General features: G+C 53.6%; 18 protein-coding genes. 12 read left to right on the top strand and 6 right to left on the bottom strand.

Annotation, left to right across the window (positions count from 1 at the left end; genetic code table 11):
* The first annotated feature begins 220 nt into the window (after window positions 1-220).
* Together MU558_RS21925 and MU558_RS21920 are read left to right on the top strand one after the other, a co-directional pair.
* Complete coding sequence (locus MU558_RS21925; protein WP_246975543.1) at window positions 221-1,519, top strand: sulfatase-like hydrolase/transferase; 1,299 nt, start codon at window positions 221-223, stop codon at window positions 1,517-1,519.
* A 759-nt stretch (window positions 1,520-2,278) separates the two neighbouring features.
* Window positions 2,279-3,655 carry a hypothetical protein gene (locus tag MU558_RS21920; protein ID WP_246975541.1) on the top strand — a complete coding sequence of 459 codons (1,377 nt, stop codon included), beginning with the start codon at window positions 2,279-2,281 and terminating at the stop codon, window positions 3,653-3,655.
* Window positions 3,656-4,054: 399 nt separating this feature from the next.
* Here the strand turns inward: MU558_RS21920 and MU558_RS21915 are convergent, their stop codons facing one another.
* Together MU558_RS21915 and MU558_RS21910 are read right to left on the bottom strand one after the other, a co-directional pair.
* The gene (locus MU558_RS21915) at window positions 4,055-4,633 is read right to left on the bottom strand and encodes a glycosyltransferase family 4 protein (protein WP_246975539.1); all 579 of its coding nucleotides are present in this window, start codon (window positions 4,631-4,633) and stop codon (window positions 4,055-4,057) included.
* On the bottom strand, window positions 4,617-5,174 hold the full coding sequence (locus MU558_RS21910) for a glycosyltransferase family 4 protein (protein WP_246975537.1): 558 nt from the start codon (window positions 5,172-5,174) through the stop codon (window positions 4,617-4,619). The genes MU558_RS21915 and MU558_RS21910 overlap by 17 nt, the downstream gene beginning before the upstream one ends.
* Window positions 5,175-5,263: 89 nt before the next feature.
* On the opposite strand from MU558_RS21910, the gene MU558_RS21905 reads away from it, so the two are divergent.
* The 3 genes from MU558_RS21905 (at window position 5,264) to MU558_RS21895 (ending at window position 8,799) form a co-directional block, all read left to right on the top strand.
* Complete coding sequence (locus tag MU558_RS21905) at window positions 5,264-6,193, top strand: lysylphosphatidylglycerol synthase transmembrane domain-containing protein (protein WP_246975535.1); 930 nt, start codon at window positions 5,264-5,266, stop codon at window positions 6,191-6,193.
* 341 nt (window positions 6,194-6,534) lie between these two features.
* Window positions 6,535-7,467: an NAD-dependent epimerase/dehydratase family protein gene (locus tag MU558_RS21900; RefSeq protein WP_246975534.1), complete on the top strand. Its 933-nt coding sequence runs from the start codon at window positions 6,535-6,537 to the stop codon at window positions 7,465-7,467.
* A gap of 363 nt (window positions 7,468-7,830) precedes the next feature.
* A complete protein-coding gene (locus tag MU558_RS21895; protein ID WP_246975532.1) occupies window positions 7,831-8,799 on the top strand; it encodes a nucleotidyltransferase family protein in 969 nt (322 codons plus the stop codon).
* A gap of 47 nt (window positions 8,800-8,846) precedes the next feature.
* On the opposite strand, the gene MU558_RS21890 is transcribed toward MU558_RS21895, so the two are convergent.
* Entirely contained in the window at window positions 8,847-9,767 is a 921-nt protein-coding gene (locus MU558_RS21890; RefSeq protein WP_246975530.1) for an NAD-dependent epimerase/dehydratase family protein, read from the bottom strand.
* A gap of 359 nt (window positions 9,768-10,126) precedes the next feature.
* Here MU558_RS21890 and MU558_RS21885 point away from each other — a divergent pair, with 359 nt between their 5' ends.
* Entirely contained in the window at window positions 10,127-11,713 is a 1,587-nt protein-coding gene (locus tag MU558_RS21885) for a poly-gamma-glutamate biosynthesis protein PgsC/CapC (RefSeq protein WP_246975528.1), read from the top strand.
* Between the two features lie 75 nt (window positions 11,714-11,788).
* Here the strand turns inward: MU558_RS21885 and MU558_RS21880 are convergent, their stop codons facing one another.
* On the bottom strand, window positions 11,789-11,935 hold the full coding sequence (locus MU558_RS21880) for a hypothetical protein (RefSeq protein ID WP_246975526.1): 147 nt from the start codon (window positions 11,933-11,935) through the stop codon (window positions 11,789-11,791).
* Window positions 11,936-13,157: 1,222 nt separating this feature from the next.
* A complete protein-coding gene (locus MU558_RS21875) occupies window positions 13,158-13,631 on the bottom strand; it encodes a DUF3592 domain-containing protein (RefSeq protein WP_246975524.1) in 474 nt (157 codons plus the stop codon).
* A 325-nt stretch (window positions 13,632-13,956) separates the two neighbouring features.
* Between MU558_RS21875 and MU558_RS21870 the strand changes: the two genes are divergently transcribed.
* The 5 genes from MU558_RS21870 (at window position 13,957) to MU558_RS21850 (ending at window position 17,773) form a co-directional block, all read left to right on the top strand.
* On the top strand, window positions 13,957-14,766 hold the full coding sequence (locus tag MU558_RS21870; RefSeq protein ID WP_246976634.1) for a DUF7847 domain-containing protein: 810 nt from the start codon (window positions 13,957-13,959) through the stop codon (window positions 14,764-14,766).
* A gap of 89 nt (window positions 14,767-14,855) precedes the next feature.
* The gene (locus MU558_RS21865; RefSeq protein WP_246975522.1) at window positions 14,856-15,308 is read left to right on the top strand and encodes an ArsR/SmtB family transcription factor; all 453 of its coding nucleotides are present in this window, start codon (window positions 14,856-14,858) and stop codon (window positions 15,306-15,308) included.
* Between the two features lie 62 nt (window positions 15,309-15,370).
* Complete coding sequence (locus MU558_RS21860; protein ID WP_246975520.1) at window positions 15,371-16,210, top strand: DUF7847 domain-containing protein; 840 nt, start codon at window positions 15,371-15,373, stop codon at window positions 16,208-16,210.
* 474 nt (window positions 16,211-16,684) lie between these two features.
* On the top strand, window positions 16,685-17,050 hold the full coding sequence (locus tag MU558_RS21855; RefSeq protein ID WP_246975518.1) for a hypothetical protein: 366 nt from the start codon (window positions 16,685-16,687) through the stop codon (window positions 17,048-17,050).
* A gap of 69 nt (window positions 17,051-17,119) precedes the next feature.
* Entirely contained in the window at window positions 17,120-17,773 is a 654-nt protein-coding gene (locus MU558_RS21850) for a transposase (protein ID WP_246975516.1), read from the top strand.
* Window positions 17,774-18,153: 380 nt separating this feature from the next.
* Here MU558_RS21850 and tnpC read toward each other — a convergent pair whose 3' ends face one another.
* Window positions 18,154-19,611 carry an IS66 family transposase gene (gene tnpC / locus MU558_RS21845; protein ID WP_246966203.1) on the bottom strand — a complete coding sequence of 486 codons (1,458 nt, stop codon included), beginning with the start codon at window positions 19,609-19,611 and terminating at the stop codon, window positions 18,154-18,156.
* 80 nt (window positions 19,612-19,691) lie between these two features.
* On the opposite strand from tnpC, the gene MU558_RS21840 reads away from it, so the two are divergent.
* Window positions 19,692-20,441 (top strand): sulfatase-like hydrolase/transferase, encoded by a 750-nt coding sequence (locus tag MU558_RS21840; RefSeq protein WP_246975514.1) that lies wholly within the window; start codon window positions 19,692-19,694, stop codon window positions 20,439-20,441.
* The last annotated feature ends 164 nt before the right edge of the window (window positions 20,442-20,605 follow it).

Here is a 20,605-nt window from a genome sequence, read left to right as displayed (position 1 = left end):
TAGATGGTTAGAAAGAACGTTGTCCGTAAGCGCGAGAGCGGAAAATTCGGTAGGTATCCAGCTAAATGTATATAGCGAGAGCATTTTCATCTGCGGGGACGTATGGGGTAAAAACGGAATCCTTGCAGACGATCCTACTGGATCAACTATTGCGACAATTCATACCTCAAATAATATCCCAAGGGATATATGGCTTGTATTCCTGATCTAACATCAGTTAATGAGCCAGAACGTATTGTTAATCGCCCTAGATTCGGCGAGAAAGGATGTGTATGATTCGGTGTCCCACACACGCGATATTGCAGGACTACGGTTTGAAAATGCACGCGCTGCGTCTTGTTGGAGTGTCCCAAGCCATCCAAGTATTTTCACTGGAATGTTGCCCAGTCAACACGGGATCCATGCTCATAACATAAATCTAGATCTGACCGATTTCGATACAATCTGTGATCAATGGGATGGAAGAACGTTTGGTGTCTCTTCAAATGTGTATGCTAGCTCCTCATACGGATTTAATAAAATATTTGACCGGTTTGTCGATGTACCTCGTTACCAGCCCTTCCTAGATGGGCTTGATGCAACAGATTATTTCCGAAACACCGACCGTGAGGGCATTAGTATGCATTTCGGTTTTCTGGCTGAATCAATAAAGAGTCAGTCGATAGTGAAGAGTCTCCTTAATGGAGGTGCGGCACAGGCAAAGAAGACACTGATGGGTACTCCCATCCCCGAACCTCTTGATGATGGTGCAACGCTTGCGCTTAATCTCCTAAAGCAAGAAGTTAAGCGGAGTGACAAATCCGTATTTGGGTTTGCAAATCTGATGGAGACCCATGAGCCGTACAGTTTCTTTCGAGGAATGGACGAGAACCTCGTCGATAAAAAAGGCTGGTCATCACTCCATGTTGATCGTTGGGACCTTATATACAATGAATGTGCCAAAAGAGATAAAGTACTTATGCGGCAGTACCACCGAGCAACGGTAGAGTATGTAACACGGAAAATCGCAGAACTAGCGGAAGACCTCCCTAATACTACGATTATTGTGACATCGGATCACGGTGAAAATCTTGGCTATCCTGAAGAAGATAATCTCTGGGGACACACAAGTAGTCTCTCTGATGCACTATGTCATGTTCCCCTAGATATCATTAACCCGCCTACCAACGTTGGCGCTGTCGAAAAATTGGTAAGCCATTTGGACCTTCCCAAGATTGTGCAATCGCTGGCTGACGGAGAGATCCCAGAGATTGATCGCGCGGTAGCACCAGCTGAAACGCTTGGAATGGCTGCTGGACCAGAACCGCCAGCAGATAAAGACCACTGGAACCGAGGAATACGAGCTGTCTGGTCTGATGATCAGATGGTCGTCTGGGACTCCGAAAGCAACGAATTACCAGCTTGGGCTCAGGACGAATTTGACATCTCGATTGAGAAAGCTAAATCAAATGCCTCGGACAAGGATGTGAGTATTGACGCAGCGACCGAGGCTCGTCTTGAAGAATTGGGGTATATCTGACTACTACTGTTTGTTACCCCCATATATGATTAAAATAAACATTCTATGGACACCAACATTATTTTCCCAATCCGGTGGTGAATATTATACGGTTTAGTAAGTATGATATGGGATAAATTGATGTTTTATATTATAAACTATAGTTGGTGGTTCTCAATATAGAATACTTGTTTTTATTTTAGAAAATATATGTTAAATCCATTTCCTATATTATTAAGTTTATATACTACTAATTAGTCACTATCTATCCGTAAACTATTTCAACCCCTTTTACAAAAGCAATCTACCATAGTGAGAGAGAGTTACCTTAGAATCATTTCAATTCTACTTGCCGCTTTTTCCATTTGTATTCCAATTGTCCTATTTATAGCCGGCTTTCAAACATTCGCCATTCTTTCCGTTTACGCATGTGTGCCACTCTCACTTACTCCGCTTATTTTCTATCGAAGCAAACGATCATCAGGCAACCATCTATTCAACAGAAAAGTGATAAAGATATTGATAACTATATTTGCCGCCTCAATTTCCATTTCGGTAGCCACTTCTCATCTTGAGCCTCGGCCGAGATACTGGTTCGTCGCGATAGCCATTGCGTTCTCCATACCAGTTCTTTTGGCTTTATCGACGCGGAAACAGATAACATCGTTAATATTATCAAGTATCGCTTATGCAACATTCCACTTGGCGACAACATACACATCAGTCCTTTGGACCGGATCCGGTGATGGTGGGAGGGTCTGGGCTGCGATTAAAAATTCAATGATTAGTAAACAGGTAGAGCCCACTGCTAGCTATCAACGTTTCCCTGCCTACTTTGCAAGCGGCGCGATTGATGGGATTGTTACAGGCCTACCAGCGCGATCTGCATACGTTATCTACGGCGTATCAGTTGCACTCGCCTCAATGTGGCTTCTCGCATTCCTTGTTCGCCGGACAGAACTTCTCTCCAAATATAACACAGTAGTCCCTGCAACGCTGCTACCATTCCTATACAAGTTCAATCAATCTGCCACATATTCGATAGCGTCAACTAGTTACGCACTCCTAACCATGCTTCCACTTGCATATGTTTTATACGATCTCAACTCACAACGGCATTTTTCCCTAAGACACTCCATCGTATTACTAGTCGGGGTTGCATACCTCAACTGGCTTCATAAACTCGCACATATCTGGTTATTTGGAGTGGTTATACTGGTCACATTCGCTTATTTCTTCGCCTCTGGGAGTGATCTGACAACACTGACCAAGAAGAAATCGCTGGGAATCATTGCGGCATATGCAGTATTCGTATTTTGGAATAGCGCAGCTCGAATGAGCGTAATCGTTGTACGGATTCGTGCTCTATTTGGAGGTGCTCCAACAGAAGTGAGTAACTTTGGCTTGCTCCAATCTCCGGTCCCGCTGTTGTTGACTTTTATTGGGTCATCCATTATTTTGGGATTGGTGATTGCCGGAACTATCGTCATTCTGCGAAATGACTCGGCAGTTCTCAATCAAAATCGAGTGATGTGGACAACAATTCTTACTGCACTGATTCCACTATCGACTGTATATTTCCCAGGCCCAGCGTATCTTCTTGAATCGATCGCAGCAGGCCTCAATCTGTTCCGGATCTCCCGATACGGAATTCCATTTGTTGCATTAATTAGCAGTATAGGTCTATGTGCTCTATGGCAACGTTCTCAGGTACAACGCGTTGTCCTTGCACTGTTGTTGGTTACAGGTGGGGTAGTAACTGCGTCTAATGACATTTATACGAGAGATAATTCACTCGCAAATACGGACGCAGCGATGAACTATCTTACGCAGGAGCAGTATCAGGCAGCCAACTGGACATGGAATCATAAACTCAGTGCCGCGATGAGTCAGACTGTCTATAGCTACTATCGCGGAATCGAAATTGCTGAATGGAGAGTAAGACCACCGGACCCACGATTTATTACGCGGGATCAACAACTTTGCTCAGTTCCGCTCATGGTTGACGGTGTCTTACTTGATCGCCGAGGGCATATGGTCATTGAAGACAACGGACAACTATCAGCAAATCATGTTATTAGAGATGAACACAGTATAAACTCGAGCCGAAGTAAGCTCTATACAAACGGAAAAATGAGAGTATATTCAAAGTGCTGATTAGTTTACCCGCGACAGCTTCGCCGTCAGCAGAACGTAAATTCTTCCAATGGGGCGCACGAGAGCGTTGCTCTCGTAGCTATCGGCGCATCTGGCAACTGGCAGCAGTCAATAGCCTACTATCGGATTGCTTGATGAGAGCGTGCACGCCGATCAATTGAAAAATGGATTATATTTTGCAAAGCAGACACCAGTCTCGTGAAACTGGGCGGTGAACACTTGACAGATATCGTCGTCTGTTCATATTCCAAGTTTCGTTACATTTTGCCACGTAATGTCAGCTAGTTCTCACCTAACTAAACTTTATAATTTTCTTTTCAAACCATTCCAATTGGATTATTCTATACTATAATTCAGTGCAGTAAATAGAGGTGGTGGGATATAAACTAAATTATTTATTCACACAACACTCCGATAGATCTTGTTATGTTTATCTGCAATCCGTCCCCAACCCCACTCTTCCTTTACTGCTCCCAGTTGTTTCCTAATATGTTCTCGGAGTTTAGGATCTGCTAACTGCTGAAATCCCTTTGCAACTGCCTTTGGTTTAGGTTCAACAAGAATGCCTGTTTCCCCATCAGTTACTCGTTCTGGTGCTGCCCCGACGTGAGTTACCATGCATGGAACCTCCCAACCAATCCCCAACGAGAGCGTAGCCGACGCACCAGGCTGAATCCGGGGTGTCTGTGCGTGGAACTCTGCTTGCTCGAATAAACTACGGATATCACCAGCATCAACGAACCCTGTTATCGTGAGATCAACTTCGAATTCAGTTGCTTGCTCTCGAAGCTGCTGTTGATAACCGGGATACTCGTTCGACTCGGATCCAGCGAGCACGAGTTGCCAGTTATCATTGAGGTTGGCTTTGGCGAATCCATCAATAAGGAGATCTACACTCTTCCGTGGGCTCTGCACACCAAACGAGAGTACGGTCGGCCGCTCTGGGTCGAACCCGTATTTCTCACGAAGGGACGCCATGATATACCACCTCCACGCTATTAGTTGGAACAGAAAATGTCTCCTCGAGACGATCCCGGAAAACTTCTCCATGAACAATAGTCCGGTCTGAGAGTCGGACAATCCCATGATAGAGGAACAGCAAGAGCGGCATGATCATGGGCTTGAACAGCGGACGAGGGGCGAGCATGGCGACAGAGGCTTCTCGCTCTTCTTTCCCAAACAATGGCCCATGGAGGGTAGTTACAACGCTCACATCAAGTAATCGCAAGATTCCAATCAGAAACGGTACTAACACTACTCCGAAGATAGAGCCAAAGTTATTAGGCTCAAATTGGATATGAACGAGATCGTATTCGCTTTTCCACGCGGATGTAGCGATTGTAAACGGATAAGACCACCACGAACATACTGCCCCCCGTCTAAGATTCTCTTTCTTCGGAGTCCATCCGCGATCTTCGAACTGATGTACTGTCACGGTATGATCTTCCGGGAATTGTTCTAGTAAAAATTGAGAATATGCTTGGGGTTGGATTGTTCCACAGATGTAACCGATTTGCATATTTGATTGCTATTCACTCGGCTAACAAAACCGTACCGGAAAACTGATTCACTGTATTTAATATCAGCACAGCACATCTCGATTGACATATGGATTGGCGATCAATACTCAAGACGTTAGTAAAAGCAGCTGTCACAGCTGTTGCCCTATTTTTGATCATCCGCACGGTACCGATTCGGAAGTTTGACGACACACTCTCAGAAATTTCTCCATCTCTGCTGGCGATATTGGTCCTCGTAACTGTTATCCAGTTTATCATCACTTCAGCGTCACTTCGATCGCTTCTCGCGGCAGTTGAGGATGTATCACTAACAACAGCCATCCGAATTGACGCGACCGGCGGTGCGCTAAATACGCTAATTCCATCCCGTGCTGGGGCTCTGCTAACTGTTCCTGCACTAATCGCACATCGAACAACTCTCTCCCCATCTGACGGGGCGAAAGTAAAGGCGATACAGTTTGTTGGCATCGCGTCTTGGAGCGGTATTATCGGATCAGTTGGACTGGTTATAGTTTCCGGCTTGCTCCCGGTAAAAGTCCTTACCCCTTTAGCATTATCAGCGGTCATTTATCTCGGATTCGTCGCTATCGCCTTGACTGCGATGGTCTACGGTGTCCCCTTTGCTGAGCTACTTCCATCAATAATCCAAAATCTCACTCAAGGCACAATCTCAATCAACCGCCAACAACTCGTTCAGGCGTTCGGTTTGCTCATACTATCACTATTAGCTCCGGCTCTACGGTGGATATTGATTGCCCCAGCTGTCGATATCGAGCTTTCGCTTGTCGTCTTGCTCGTCGCACCGACAGTCGCGTATCTCCCAACGGTGCTACCGATATCTTTCGGAGGAATTGGAGTAGCTGAACTATCTGGCGTAGCAGTCCTTACCGCACTGTCTGGTGACCCAACAGCCGCGGCCGCGCTTGTATTTGTCGACCGTGTCATTGGAGACTATCTTCCGCTACTGGGATCGGGGCTGATTGCTACAGTCGACCTCTGGATACTCGAGTATATATGAACGTCATGTGGACGGATAGCGCCATCACATATTTTGGACTAGATCTGGAGCGATTAGTACATCAACGTCGTCCATCCGCGAAAGGTTTGGCATTACGTTCGTGAAGACGATGGCGAGAATTATACAGCCATTGCAGCAGAACATGCCGAATCAACCGCCTCTGAGAAGGTCGACGATGCGCACTTCCTCGCATCTCCGACAGTCGACGACATTGCCAGTATTCTCGATCGTACACTAAAGTGGTTGCGTGGGCGTGGAGATGCGTGCCGCCGCCTTCCGACAAAAGGTGACTCAATTCGTGTACCAGAAGACCCATGTAACGGCTGTTGACATTATCTCATATGCAAACTGGTGGGGTTACTAACCAAACGGTGCTGATCACGGGCGGCGCGGGATTCATCGGGGGCCATCTTGCCCGGACGCTCGTCGACGACAATGAGGTTCGGATTCTCGATAACTTCACGACCGGCCGGCGGGCGAACGTCCCCGCAGAGGCGACGCTCATCGAAGCCGATTGCCGCGATGAGGACACGATCGCTCGCGCGACCCAGAATGTTGACCTGATCTTCCACGAGGCGGCACTCGTGAGCGTTGGACGCTCGATCGAGGATCCACAGACGAGCCATGAAATCAACACTGACGCCACACTCGCCCTGCTCGAGGCTGCCCGGGCCGAGGACGCCCGCGTCGTCCTTGCCTCGAGTGCGGCGATCTACGGCCACCCCGAACGGGTCCCCATCGCCGAGAGCGATCCGAAGGAGCCGATGTCGCCATACGGGCTCGACAAACTGACGATTGACCACTACGCCCGCCAATATCACGAGCTTTACGGGCTCGAGACGGTCTCTCTGCGCTACTTCAACGCGTTCGGCCCCGGCCAGGTGGCCGGCGACTACAGCGGCGTCATTAGTATCTTTCTTGAGCAGGCGCTCGCGGGCGAGCCGATCACCGTCGACGGCGACGGGACCCAGACACGGGACTTCGTCTACATCGACGATATTGTCCAGGCCAACCTCCAAGCGGCCACGACGGACGCCGTCGGCGAGGCGTTCAACGTCGGGACCGGTGAGGCGGTCTCGATCCGCGAGCTGGCCGAAACCGTCCAGGAGGTCACGGACACGGAGTCGGAGATCGTCCACACCAACCCGCGGCCGGGCGATATCGACCACTCGACGGCGGCCATCGCGAAAGCAGAGGACCGACTTGGCTTTGAACCGACGGTCTCATTTCGGGAAGGGCTTGAGCGCACGGCTGCGTGGGCCCGAAGTCGCTAATTACGCGACGGTAGTGCTTGGCCTGAAACTTTCTCTCTGCTATTGACGATACGCTTTTTAACCGAAAATCATAGTTACCACAGTTGACTTCACAGCGATTGGGTTCGCCAGATCTGGTAGCCTGTCGGCCAGCCTTTGGTGCGTCTCGCTACGCGCACAGCCAGTCGAATTTCCAGAACCTGACGTATACCGATCCGTCTACAGACGGGACTAACGCAAAATAATCGCCGGAGTCGCCGCGAAATCCAACCCTTGAGTTTTCTCTCAACACTATAAAACGACAACTATAGACTGCACAGTATCGCGGATATTTCAAATCAATCCAATATCTTGATGTGGCTGCACTATCGCGTTCCATAGTATATGGATGCTGTCGTGCTAGCTGGTGGGTATGCGACGCGTATGTGGCCGATCACACTCGACCGGCCGAAGATGTTTCTGCCGCTCGGGGGGAAGACAGTCGTCGACAGGATCTTCGTCGATCTCGAGGGTGACGACAGAATCGACCGCGTGTTCGTCAGCACGAATCGCGAATTTGCAGACGAGTTCCGTGACTATCTCTCGGACACCGATTTCGACAAGCCACAGGTGAGCGTCGAGGAGACGACCCACGAGGACGAGAAGTTCGGCGTCGTCGGTGCCCTGGCCCAGCTCATCGATCGCGAAGACGTCACCGACGACCTGCTCGTCGTGGCTGGAGACAACTACATTAGCTTCGATCTGGCGGATTTCGTCGACACGTTCGAACGCCACGAGTCACCGACGCTCGCTGCCTACGACGTCGGCTCGCGCGAGAAGGCAAAATCCTACGGACTCGTCACCCTCGACGGCTCGCAGGTCGTCGACTTCCAGGAGAAACCCGACGATCCACAGAGCACCCTCGTTTCGATCGCCTGTTATGCATTCCCGGCCGAGACGCTCGAGTTGTTCGAGAAGTACCTCGCGGGCGGCAACAATCCCGACGAGCCCGGCTGGTTCATCCAGTGGCTCCACGATCGGCTTCCGACCTACGCGTTTACGTTCGACGGTGCCTGGTTCGACATCGGCACGCCCGAGTCGTATCTGGACGCCGTCGCCTACCATCTCGATGGCGACGCTCAGATCGACCCAGACGCACGCGTCGAGAACAGCACTGTCGGGGCAAACGTACACGTGATGGCAGAGGCGGAGGTCGTCGACGCCAATCTCGAGGAGGCGGTCGTCTTCCCGAACGCCACCGTCGAGAACGCCACGCTCTCGAGTTCGATCGTCGACGAGGAATCGACCATCTCGGGCGTCGACCTCTCCGGGAGTCTGGTCGGGCCGCATACGGACATTTCCACAGCAGACTAACCACTGCTGGAACCCCCGAAAAATAGAGCGAACGACTCCGCGACGCCTTACTCGGTGTACTGCGCACAGACGCGCCGCAGCCCTTCTTCGAACGTCACCTGTGGTTCCCAGCCCGTCGCCTCGAGCATTTTCGTCGGGTCGGCACAGGTGTCGTGGACGTACACGTCCTCCGGGATCGGGTTTGCGACGTACTCCGGCTCGATGTCGGTGCCGAGTTCCTCGTTGAGCATGTCGACGAGCGTGTTGAACGAGTAGCTCTCGCCGGTTCCGAGGTTGTAGATGTCGTCCAGTTCGTGCTCGGCCGCCAGCTCGAGTCCGCGGACGATGTCGTCGACGTGCGTGAAGTCTCGCGTCTGGGTGCCGTCGCCGTACAGTACCGGTGCGTCCCCGTTCGCGAGGTCGTCGGCGAACTGGGCGATGACGTTCGCGTACTCACCTTTGTGTTCTTCGGCCCCGCCGTAGCCCTGGTAGACGGAGAAAAACCGCATTCCGGCCATCGTCACGTCGTAGTGGTTCGAGAAGTACTCGGCGTAGCTCTCTCGAGCCATCTTGGACGCCTCGTACCCTGTGTTCACGGTCACGTCCATCTCCTCCGGCGAGGGCTCGGTCTGACTGCCGTAGATCGAGGACGTGGAGGCGTAGACGACCGTGTCACACCCGTCCTGGCGAGCCTGTTCGACGACGTTGACGAACCCTTCGACGTTCACCCGCGCCCCCGTCGTCGGATTCTCCTCGTGCATCGCGTACGACGACAGCGCCGCGAGGTGAAACACGACGTCGACGTCCGTCGGGAGGTCGTCCTCGAGGACGCTCCGCTCGTGGAACTCGACGCTCTCCTCGAGGTTTTCCGGCGTCCCGAGATAGCCATCGTCGACGACGACCACGTCGTTGGACGCCGCCAGCTGATTCGCCAGATTAGAGCCAATAAATCCTGCACCGCCGGTGACAAGCACGCGCTTGTTTTGCATGTCCGTATCTGTCTGTCGACGTTACTAAAGTCGTTCTATGAAAATCTGCCCCTGCCTGTGATTGCGAGCGGACCACAGACCCGGCTTCCCGGATTTTCGTTCGCCCGAAGGTCCTCGGACGCTGGGTTCGACTCGAGTCACACAGGAGGCACGTCTTCGTCTGCGCTGCTGCTTCTGCCCGGCACGATCGTCGTCGAGCTAGTGTCATAGATACTGTCTTTCATACCTGAGATATCAATATAAAAACTTATACAGACGTGGGAGACAGCCGGTGGTAGAGACGTGAACGTGACATACAGAAAGAAGGTATGGGCACGATCGAGGGGTACCGAACGGCTGGACGAGTGGATGGTGGAACGATGAGTGAGACGGACGAACTCGAGGTGAACGTCTCCTACGCGGAGATCGTGGTCGTCGGTTTCCTCGCGCTCGTGGTCGGGGTGCTTGCCCTGCCGATGGTTCAGGGCGTTCTCTATTCGGCGGTTTTCGCAAATCCAAGTATTCTCCAGTGGGGAATCGTGTCGATCCTGCTTGCAGCAGTCGCGCTCCGGCAACAGAGCGTCGCCCTGTTCGTCCTCGCAGTAGCGATCTTTCTCGTCCTCGGCCTCTTCGTCGGCCCGATAGCCGGGAACACGTATGCACACACAGATATGGCGAACCAGATGCAGACCAGTGCCGAGGAGGTAGAGACGCTTCCGAACACGTCGAAAGAGAACGTGCGGGTGCTACCGCGGAGTGTCTCGGACAACTACGCCCAGTCGTCGATGCAGTACCCGCAGTACAAACTCGGCGCGTCGGATATCGCCTATCGGAACGGCTCGTACGCGTGGTCGCACGCGCTCGAGCCCGACAACCCGATGGTGGCGTTGTTAGGGCAACAGCGGGGGGCGCTGTACGTCGAGATGACTGGTACAGAAAAGCACGTCGACGTCGAAGAGACCAAGTTTGCGAACGGGCGCGGTCAGTACCTCTTCGGCTCGTACCGGTATCAGAGTGTCCTCAGCTCACCGTTCAAGAAACACAACTGGGACACGACGTTCAACGCGCAAGCGAACGGGGAGTCGTACATCGCCCACTCGACGACCACCTACGAGTGGAAGTTCAGAATGGGGCCGATTCCACAGCTCTACGCGGTCCCACAGCACGGGTCAGTCGAAGTGATGTCTCCAGATGGTGAGATCGAGAGTCTGTCCCCAGAGGAAGCACAGGAGTCGAGCCTTCTCCGGGGGCAAAATTTCTACCCGTACGACGTTGCGATGTACAAGGTCGAGTCGATGCAGTACGTCAATGGCGCACTCAACAAGTGGTTCTGGAAAGAAGACGTGCTCCAGATCGCTGACCTGCCAGAGGACGGGAACGAGTGGCCGATCGCCGTCCCGACAGCGGGTGACTCGCCTGGCTTGACGTACTTTATCGCAACGGAGCCAACGGGAAGTGGCAACGGGGTCTACGAGATCTGGACGATCGATGGCCAGAGTGGAGAAACAGCCGTCCGAGAGTACAGTGAATCGCAACTCGGACCGCAGAAAGCCGTGGACTTTACCGAACGGCGTTCGGAGGTGAATCGGCTGTCGAACGCCGAAGCGATCGCGCCAGTGCCCGTCGTGAAGGGTGACACACTCTACTGGCACGTCAAGGTGGTTTCCCAGAGCCGGTCCGGAGTGATCTACACCGCATTCGTCAACGCCGAGAGTGGCGATGTGACACTCGTCGAGGGCACGAAACAGATCTATGCGTTCCTCACGCAATCGGAAGTCGAAGAAATACAGAACGAGACCGACGACAGAAGTGATGGGATGGACGACGGAAGTGATGGGATGTCGGTGACGGTGGTCGTCACTGACGCAGATGGTGAGATCGTCGGGACACGGAACATCAGTGTCCCAGCAGGCGGGAATTTCGAAGTGAGCGTGGACGACGAATCAGCGACTCCCGCAGCCACGTAGCTGTCCGCGCTTTCGAAGCAGAGTGGTGGTCCGAGCGGATTGTCGCTTGCAAACGTAGTGGGTACGGGTGATGCGTCAGCAGCTCCCGACTACGTTCCCAGTTGACGTGTTTTGCTCTGCAGTGAGCGCCCGCCAGTACCTGCGCTGCCGATCGGAGTCGGTGACCACGTCCAGAAACTCCCTGAGTCGCTGCTCGAGTACGGCACCGATCGAGTGTCTCATACTGATGGCTGTGACTGGTTACCGACGCAACCGCGACCCGTCTTGCGGTTGCGACGAGAACGACTCACAGCTATCGTCATCAGTGGTATCGCTGGACGGAGTGTGGACGGACGGGCAACGACAGGATCGGCAGCGTCAGCGGGCTTCGCGCACGCGACGATCGGTTCCAACACCGAACCTCTTGGTCACGCACTCGATAGGCGAGGCGAGTACCCTGGACTCGTCAGGTGACCTGGAATCGGACGCATATGCTTTCGGAAGCGCAGGGCGATCCGCTGGCAACTGCGCCGTCACGGAGCCCCAATTTGAAAGGAATTCAGGTTGACACAACTCGGCGAAGTCGTGGCTACCGCGGAAATCGTCGATCTCCGTGCGCACGATGACAGGGGCGCATTCGGCATGAACGGGGGTATCTTTTACCTGCAATACTTGCCGTCCAGGCATTCTGGATACCGGGAAAATGCCTGGACAGGGATGTCCAGGGAAAATCCGCACGACTGCGGCGGATGTCCAGGGAAAATCGGGGCAAAAACCGACTAGTATAGAGGGGGGTTACCCCGTCGGTCCAGGCAATCGAGATCAGGCGAGAGTTCGGTTCCTCGAGTGCTTGTGACTCCGGCAGCGTCGGCGAGTCGTTATCGATGGAGATCGAGTATGATGTGTCCGAAAGGGGAGAACTCGTAGCGAAGCGCGGTGGGTCTTTCCACTATCCTCTTGGAGTTGTATTGTCGCATGATCTGTATTCAAACTGAGGAATAATGAGAGAGAACGCGAGTGGGGGTGAAAGCATGGCTCGTCACGACGCTAGTGGGAGTGGATTCTCGACGGAAGCGTTGCTCGTTCTCAAACGACCGAAATCAGCCGATTCGATAGGCCACTTTCTGTTCCGAATGTGAATCGAGCCGAAAAGCGAGAATCACGAACTCGCCACTGCACCAACACAGGCAGCGGTCCAAGGCACGGTCACGACACGTGCACAACGCAGCGATCGCCGTTGGTTGCCGTGACAGTGACGTCCTCGTTCTACCGACCGACTGTGGCCAGCAAGCTGCCAGAGCCGACGTCGAATCACATTTCGTGATTTCTCAGTCAAACCACTCGAGGTAGTCGTCGAAATTCGTGCATCTCGCGCGAGTACACCACCGTTCTCCTCGTTTGTGCTTGCCGGGTGGGAATTGAACGGTCCTGACTGTTATACAGACGGGGAAAATCTGCCAGCTGGTCAGCCTCGGAGAACGGAAACGATCGTGCCGAGTACGAGGATAGCACCGAGCCCGATGATGTACAGCGGTTTGTTGCTGCTCTCGTATTTGAGAAACGCATTTTCAGGCGAATCCGATGGCACGTAGGCTGTCACGGTGGCTCCCGGCTCGTACCCCTCTAACTGCGCCCTGGCGTCTTCTTGGGTCCCGAATTCGTGCAACACGTCTCCTGGATACACGTGTGAGGACGTATAGGTCTCTCCCTCGTAGGTGTAGTTGAACGTCGCTTGCGGACTGTAGTCGTCCGTTCCCCGTCGTGCGTCGTGCCGTTCGATCGAGGTCGAGACGATCGTCGCATCGACCGTCTCTGTGGAGTCCAACGCCGCAGATTGGGCCGAATAACTGTAGCCACCGTACCCGATCGCTCCAAGCCCCACGATCAATGTGAGTGCGATCTGGAGCGCTCCGGACGGGCCATTGAAATTGAATTCCATAGCTGAGTGCAAAAGTGGGAGAACAATAAAGGCCGAGTCGCTGTTTCTCGCTCTGTAACAGCCACCCAACAGACGTTCTGCTGGGGAATGATGGTTTTCTTGAACCCATTGGATGTTGGCATAGCGACGAGTTCTCCTTCCAACCGATGTGCGTGAATCCAGTCGAAAACTGGCCGTTCAGCAAATCGCAAGACAGAACACGGATTTCGACAGAACCTTTTGCGACAGTTCTATCGAAATGGCAGCGTCAGCCGCTGAGAAAGCTTAAATCTGGTTTTGATACTACGATTGACCTAATACGCGACGACGGCGATTTGTGGATACGATGGTCACCGTTTCCGCCTTCAAAGACGGATTCACTGCCCTCCGATCGAATCCGATCCTGCTCGTCGCTGGCTTTCTCTTCGGGGTCGGAAGCCAACTGCAATACGTAGATCGCCTGATCGAATCACCATTGCTGTCAGCAGGTGTCTTACTCGCGTGGTTGGTTGTTTTCCCGTTCGTTCTCGGCGGCTTCATCGGAACCGCTCAGGCCGCAATCGAAGGAACAGGCGCATCGCTCACCCAGTTTTTTACTGCAGCGCGGACACATTACCTCCCACTTCTCCTTGGAACTGTGTTGTTCGTGCTTATCGTCCTTGGAGTCGCTATGGGACTCGGCTCCATTGGGTTCGTCCTCGGAGTCGGATCGATATCGCTCGCCGCGATTAACGAGATGGCTGCCTTCGCCGCAGGCGTCGGCTCTATACTCGTTTGGCTGCTGTCTATCCTCATCGTCATTATGTTCGTGCAGTTTTATGACACTGCGATCGTCATCGAAAACGAGAGTGTTACTGGTTCGTTCCGGAGAAGTATTGCCCTCGTCCGCTCGAATCTCAAAAGCGTCGTCGGGTTCTCGCTGGTCTGGATCCTTCTGCTGAACGCCTTCTTCATACCCGAGTACCTCCTCCAGTTGACGCTGACGGATACTGGACCGACTGACGTATTCCCGATCGACCTCGGAATTCCGATCGCTGTCCTCCTCCCGATCGGGATCGGTCTTTACGCGGTCGGCTTCGCGTACCTCTATACGGTGTACACGGCCTACTACCTGCGATTGATCGCTGCTTCACCTGCCACCTCGGGGGCAGTATGAACACTCACCAACAACTACATATTACGGTCTCGAACAGCCACTGATCGGATCGGATCCCTGCGACCGCCATTCACAGAATCCCCGTAACTATGACACGGCTCTTTCCGACACAAACAGACGCCGCCGTCGAACGAAGCGATTCCCCAGCCGTACTGAGCCTCGACGACGACGCGACGCGAGAGGTGATCGAAGCGTTATCCTCTGAAACCGCCTACGAGATCTTCCGGCTGCTCAACGAGACGCCGGCGACACCGGCGCGGATCGCTGAGCAACTCGACCAGAGCGTTCAAAACGTTCACTATCACCTGACGAACCTCGAATCGGCCGGGGTAATCGAAGTCACTGACACCTGCTATTCGGAGAAAGGCCGAGAGATGAGTGTGTACGTCGTTTCCGAAGATCCGACACTGCTCTTTCTCGGTACCGAAGACGATCGGCCGAGTCTCAAACGCGCGTTCAAATCCTTCGCCTCGCTGCTCGGTCCACCATCGATCCTGCTTGCAGTCGGTGAATCCATCTCACAGTTTGTTACTGCTGAATGAGCGAACGCACCGACGCACCGATCCGAAGTATTTCTACCATTTACGACACAGTCACGTGTGGCATGGCGCCAACGATCAAGGAACGAGACGATGTCGACGGGTGTGGGTGTCTCGAATGCCGAAACATCGAGACGACTACCACCAATCGGACCGTCCTCGATGCGTTGGTCTGGTCCGTTCGACTGTTGCGATCCTCCCCGTCGATTGTCGCCTTCGCCGGCGTGATCGTCCTCGCCAACCGGCTTCTCGAGACGGACAGTATCGACGTGCTCCCGCTGCCTGTAATCGACGTACTCGAGGCCTTGGCAGCGTTCGCGTTCATCTTCTTGATTCGAGCCTACGTGGGAACGATTGTCGCCGGAGAACTGGCTGGTGACCCCGTCACGATACGCGCGGGACTGCATCGAAGTATTGCTCGGATACCGGCGGTAGTTGGCGGCGTCCTTCTACTCGTATTCTTCGTTATGATGATCCCATCCCTCCTCACTCTGCCACTACTCGTGCTTGTTGGTCTTATTCCGGGCAATCCCGTGGAGATGGTCAGCTTTCCCGTTGCGGCGGCAGTCGGCGGGATCGTCTTTGCCGTGCCGTTTCTTCTCTTGATGTTCAAATTCTGGTTCGTACCGGAAGCCTGTGTCATCGGCCAGTACGGCCCCATCGAATCACTTCGGGTTAGCTGGCGCATCACGACGAACTACCGAGGGAAGGTCGTACTCATCGTAGTGATCGCTATCGGGAGTGCAATCAGCTTTTATTTGCCGCCATCTCTCCTCGAGATGGGGACGAGCCTGGCTTCGTCGACTCCCGGTTTGAGTATGATCTCATCGAGCGTCGGTGAACTCCTGTCCATCGTGTGGGCGGGTGCGTACGCTCACATCTACGTCCAGGAGATCGTGTCGTAGACTCGATCCCCACGAACGGTGTCGATTACGATTGCCCCGATCACGACCAGCCCCATTGGAACTGAACGGTTCTGTTGACATCCTCTGTCGTTGATACACTCCAGCCGGATACGTTCAGTACACAGACTGCCGTTAGTTGTGACAAGAAGAATGGTGGTGTTCAGATAATACTGGCAGGCTCTGTCGAAATCCTATTCTTCAGATATATTCTCGCTCGAAACAGCTGATCGCTAAGGAGTGAGAACAGAGCGTTGTATCGCACTAAATCACTTTCCCGCTATTTTGAGCCATTTTACTGTAACTGTGTGATATGTCGAGCTCATCGTGGTGGTACGGGATTTTTGGCCTTGTTGAAACCCTCGGTCTGTGACAGGTTCCATCGGCCGTGCTGAACTCAGCGCGCATGTTCATCTGGGGTGGGCAAATGGATCCGTGGGTGTACATATTTTGTGTCCTACATCAAAGTCTCAGCACATGAACCAGCCCTCATCGCTTGCCAAACTTCGCACCCGGATCGATGCGTTCCGTATGAAGAACGCTTCGGAGGCCGAGATAAGGGAGCGTCAACACCAGCGGCTCCAAGAACTGCTCGATTTTGTGCTCCGCAAATCTCGGTTTTACAAGCGGCTATACGAAGATGTTGACCGGCCGATTACAACTCTGGACTCACTCCCACCGGTTACCAAGCCCCAGTTGATGGAACACTTCGATTCAGTCGTCACAGACACAGCAGTGGAGCTGGATGACGTTAAGGATTTCACTGCAGATACTGAGACTATCGGCGAGCGCTTTCTGGGGCGTTACCCAGTTTGGATGATGCCTTGTTTTGCCGCCGAATGACGACAGTCTCAGACGCTCTCACGGTTATCTTCCGTCAGATTAACCGGGAAATGGACGCCGTCTGGCGATATGGCATCGCTCAGACGGCTAGCGCGAATGTGTCGAGACCTTGCCAAACAGCACGTTGACAATCCGGACGTACCCGCCGCGCCGGACGGCGCGGACGGGTACGCCAAGTGGACACAGATCGCGTTAATTCTGTTCCGCGTCGAACTGGAGAAGAGCCTCCGTGAAACTGAAGACTACCTCAACGAGATGCCAGCTGTTCTTGCTGTATTCGATCTCAACGAGGCACCGCACTACAGTTCGCTGTCCCGATGGGAACAACAGTATCGAATGCGTGAACTCCGCCGCCTGCTCCGCGCTTCGGCGGAGCAGGCGGGCTGGAGTGGTGAAGCCGCGATTGATGCAAGTGGCTTCCAGCGCGATCAAACCAGCTACCACTACCGCGACCGAGCGAACTACTCGTGGAGCGACCTCCGTGAGGAGTGTCGCTCCGAGTCAACGCGACCGTTGATCAAGCACATGGAGCAGACACCGTTGCAGAAGGCCCACAACGCACGAATGAACGATGACTACAACCAGCGCTGGATGAGTGAAACCGGCTTCTCGCAGTTGAAGCAAGACGACGGCGAGAAGCTCCGCTCCCGGAGCTGGCACGGCCAGTTCCGGGAGCTAACTCGCAAGTGCATCGTGCATAACCTAACGCAGGCGGCGAGTTAGGGCTCGCCGCCTGCTCCCCTTTTCCGGACGTATCCGGGAGAGGCATCGCCGTCGTCACCGGAACAACGGAGCAAGGTACCATAGTTTTGACCCATCAGCAATCGCTGTGACTGACAGCTACTGCATCTTCTGAGGTCGAAAAGTCGTCTCTAACGCCGTGAAATTGTAGATCAGCAACCCCACCCGATGCCGTCTTGCGTTCAACAAGGCAAGAATCCATCAAAAATACAGCTTTGCTCACCGCCGATACCTGCTCGGCAATCTGATAGGGAAATACTAATTAAAGACCTAACTTATATCTCATGTTCAAACTATTTCCCAGAAGGAACCAATATGGTAGTTGGATAGCGTGACCAGGATTCACCGATCAGTGATACCTCTCATCCTGAACTGAGTTCTTTCCCACCGAGGATGGACTGGAGCTGTTCAGGCGGATCTAGTCCTCGCCGTTTCCACGTGGCTAACATGGTCGTGATCGTCTCGTGAATCTGGACCCCTTCGGCTGAGCGGAGGGTCCGGAACATCTTCCGCAGCACAACTTGCTCGCGCAGAGCGCGCTCTGCGCGATTATTCGTCGAATCGACGTCTGGCTCTGTGACGAACGTCAGCCAGTGGCCTAACCCGTTCCTGATCTTCTCGATCAGCTTCTGGACCTCCTGTGCCTCATAGTCTTCCCTGATCAGGCCTTCCAGATGTAACGACGCCTCCGCCCGCTTCTGCTCGCGGGCGGAGGCGGATGGATCCTCCTTGTCGAACGCCGTTAAATCGTCATGGAGAGCGTGTAACTCCGCAGATAACTTCTCTGCTTCCTCGTACCGTTCAGCAACGTACTCCGCCTCCCGCAACAGATGTGCCCAGCACCGCTGGAGCTTCGTGTGATAGCTCGGATACGCTGACCAACCGTCACAGCTGAGCGTCGAGTCCTCGGCGAATTCCTCGCCGAGGACGTCCTCTAACACCTGGCTTCCACGACTCTCATCAACCCAGAACAGCACCTCTTCGTCAGTAACGAACGTCCACGCCCAGTGTTGCTCTCCGTCAACAGGAAATCCCGTTTCATCGCAGTAGACGACGTCACTTTCCTGAATACGGGCTTTGACATCGTCATACGCGGGTCGCAGCCGGTCTGCGACCCGCTTGGTCAGGTTGTAGATCGTCCGATGAGAGATGGGAATATCGAGTTCCCAATCAAACAGCTCCGCCTGTTTACGGTTCGGAAGTCGCTGATGGAACCTACCGAGGGCGGTTTGGGCCATGATATTCGGCCCAAACCGCCCGGTTTCCGGGCAGTCAGGATGTTCAGCAACGACCTCGTTTCCACAGGAACAGCGGTGTTTGCCGAGTTTGTACTCGATGACAGTGGTTGGAATGGGAAGAGGAATGTCGATAACAGTTCGTGAGACGTAGCTGTCCGGGTTAGAGAGGCTTTGCTCACAATCTGGACAATATCCCTGATCGACTCGAATAGTCTCCTCTGGTTCAGGTGGCGGTCGAGTTGTTCCTTCGTGACCTTCGCTACGTCCTGGGGATGAGTCGCTGGCGGCGTCAGCGTCGCCGCCAGCGTCGTCTTCCTGGTTTTCGTCCTTTTCCTCGTCGCTGTCGTCGTTGCCAGGTGATCCAGCCGCACCACCCTGCTTACTGGGTGGTGTGTTTGGGTTTTCGTACCTCTTGAGGCGAGTCTCAAGTTGTTCGATCTGTTGTTGCTGTGCAGCGAGTTGGCGACGGAGAAGACGGTTCTCAAGCTTCTGGACTACGAGTTGCTGGCGGAGATGCGTACTGTTCTCGGTGCGGATCGCGGAATCTATCGATTCCGGCGATCCGCCAATCCCCAGCGACACACTTGGTTCACCATTGAGAGACCATTCATGAGACTGCTACGAAATCGGTCTGACGGCAAATCGCTATCCAACTACCCAATATGAACGATCATGTATTCTTGTTCACTGCTGATGGACTGCGGTACGACCGGCTCTCACAGAACGGATATCCTATCGAAACTACACCGACGCTCGACGCGCTCGCGGATTCAGGAGCCGCCTGTACACAGGCGATAGCGACGGGAACAGGGACGCGTAAGAGCTTTCCAGGGATTCTGACCTCTTCCTATCCGCTGATGTACGGTGGTTACGCACAGTTGACGGACCACCGGACGATGCTCTCGACTGTGTTCGACGAGGCAGGGTATACGACGCTGGGTATCAACGCGAACGCGCAGTTGCATACGCGATTTGGGTGGGATCGTGGCTTTGATGTCTACTTCGATAGCGAGCAGACGGTCATCAACGAAGAAATCGGATCGTTCAACGTCGAGTCGGACGCCGAAATCGCCGTCTCACCGTTCCGTCAGCGGATCAATTCGTTGAAATCTAGCGTCTACGAACGATTGGATCAGGACGGGCCGCTCTACCGGGCAGTCGAACGCATGTATCGACTGGTAGAGGAGCGGACGCCGCCGCATCCCACGGCTGACGAGATCGTCGATCGCACGCTCGAGTACATCGACAAGGCGCCCGACGACCAACCGCTGTTCGTTTTCGCACACTTCATGGAAACGCACTCGCCGTACGTCCCGCCAAAGGAATACCGAGACGCAGTCGGTGCACCGGACGTTTCAGCGGATGAACTGTGGAACATCAACGATCGGTACTTCCCGAAAGTCGCTTCGTGAACTGTGCTGAGTCATTGACGAACAGAGCGAATGCCGGTGTGGTAACCGAGTGAACAGGAAATAGAATCCACGGATGAGGAGAAGTGAAGTAAGAAGGCTGAGATACGCTGTTCTAGGCGAATGCTGTTGCTCACCAAGAGCTTGCCCAAGGCCGCGGGCTGGCG

Source organism: Natribaculum luteum (assembly GCF_023008545.1).
Lineage (GTDB): Archaea > Halobacteriota > Halobacteria > Halobacteriales > Natrialbaceae > Natribaculum > Natribaculum luteum.
Note: the sequence above shows the minus strand (reverse complement) of the source record. Positions and strands in the feature narration are given on the sequence as shown.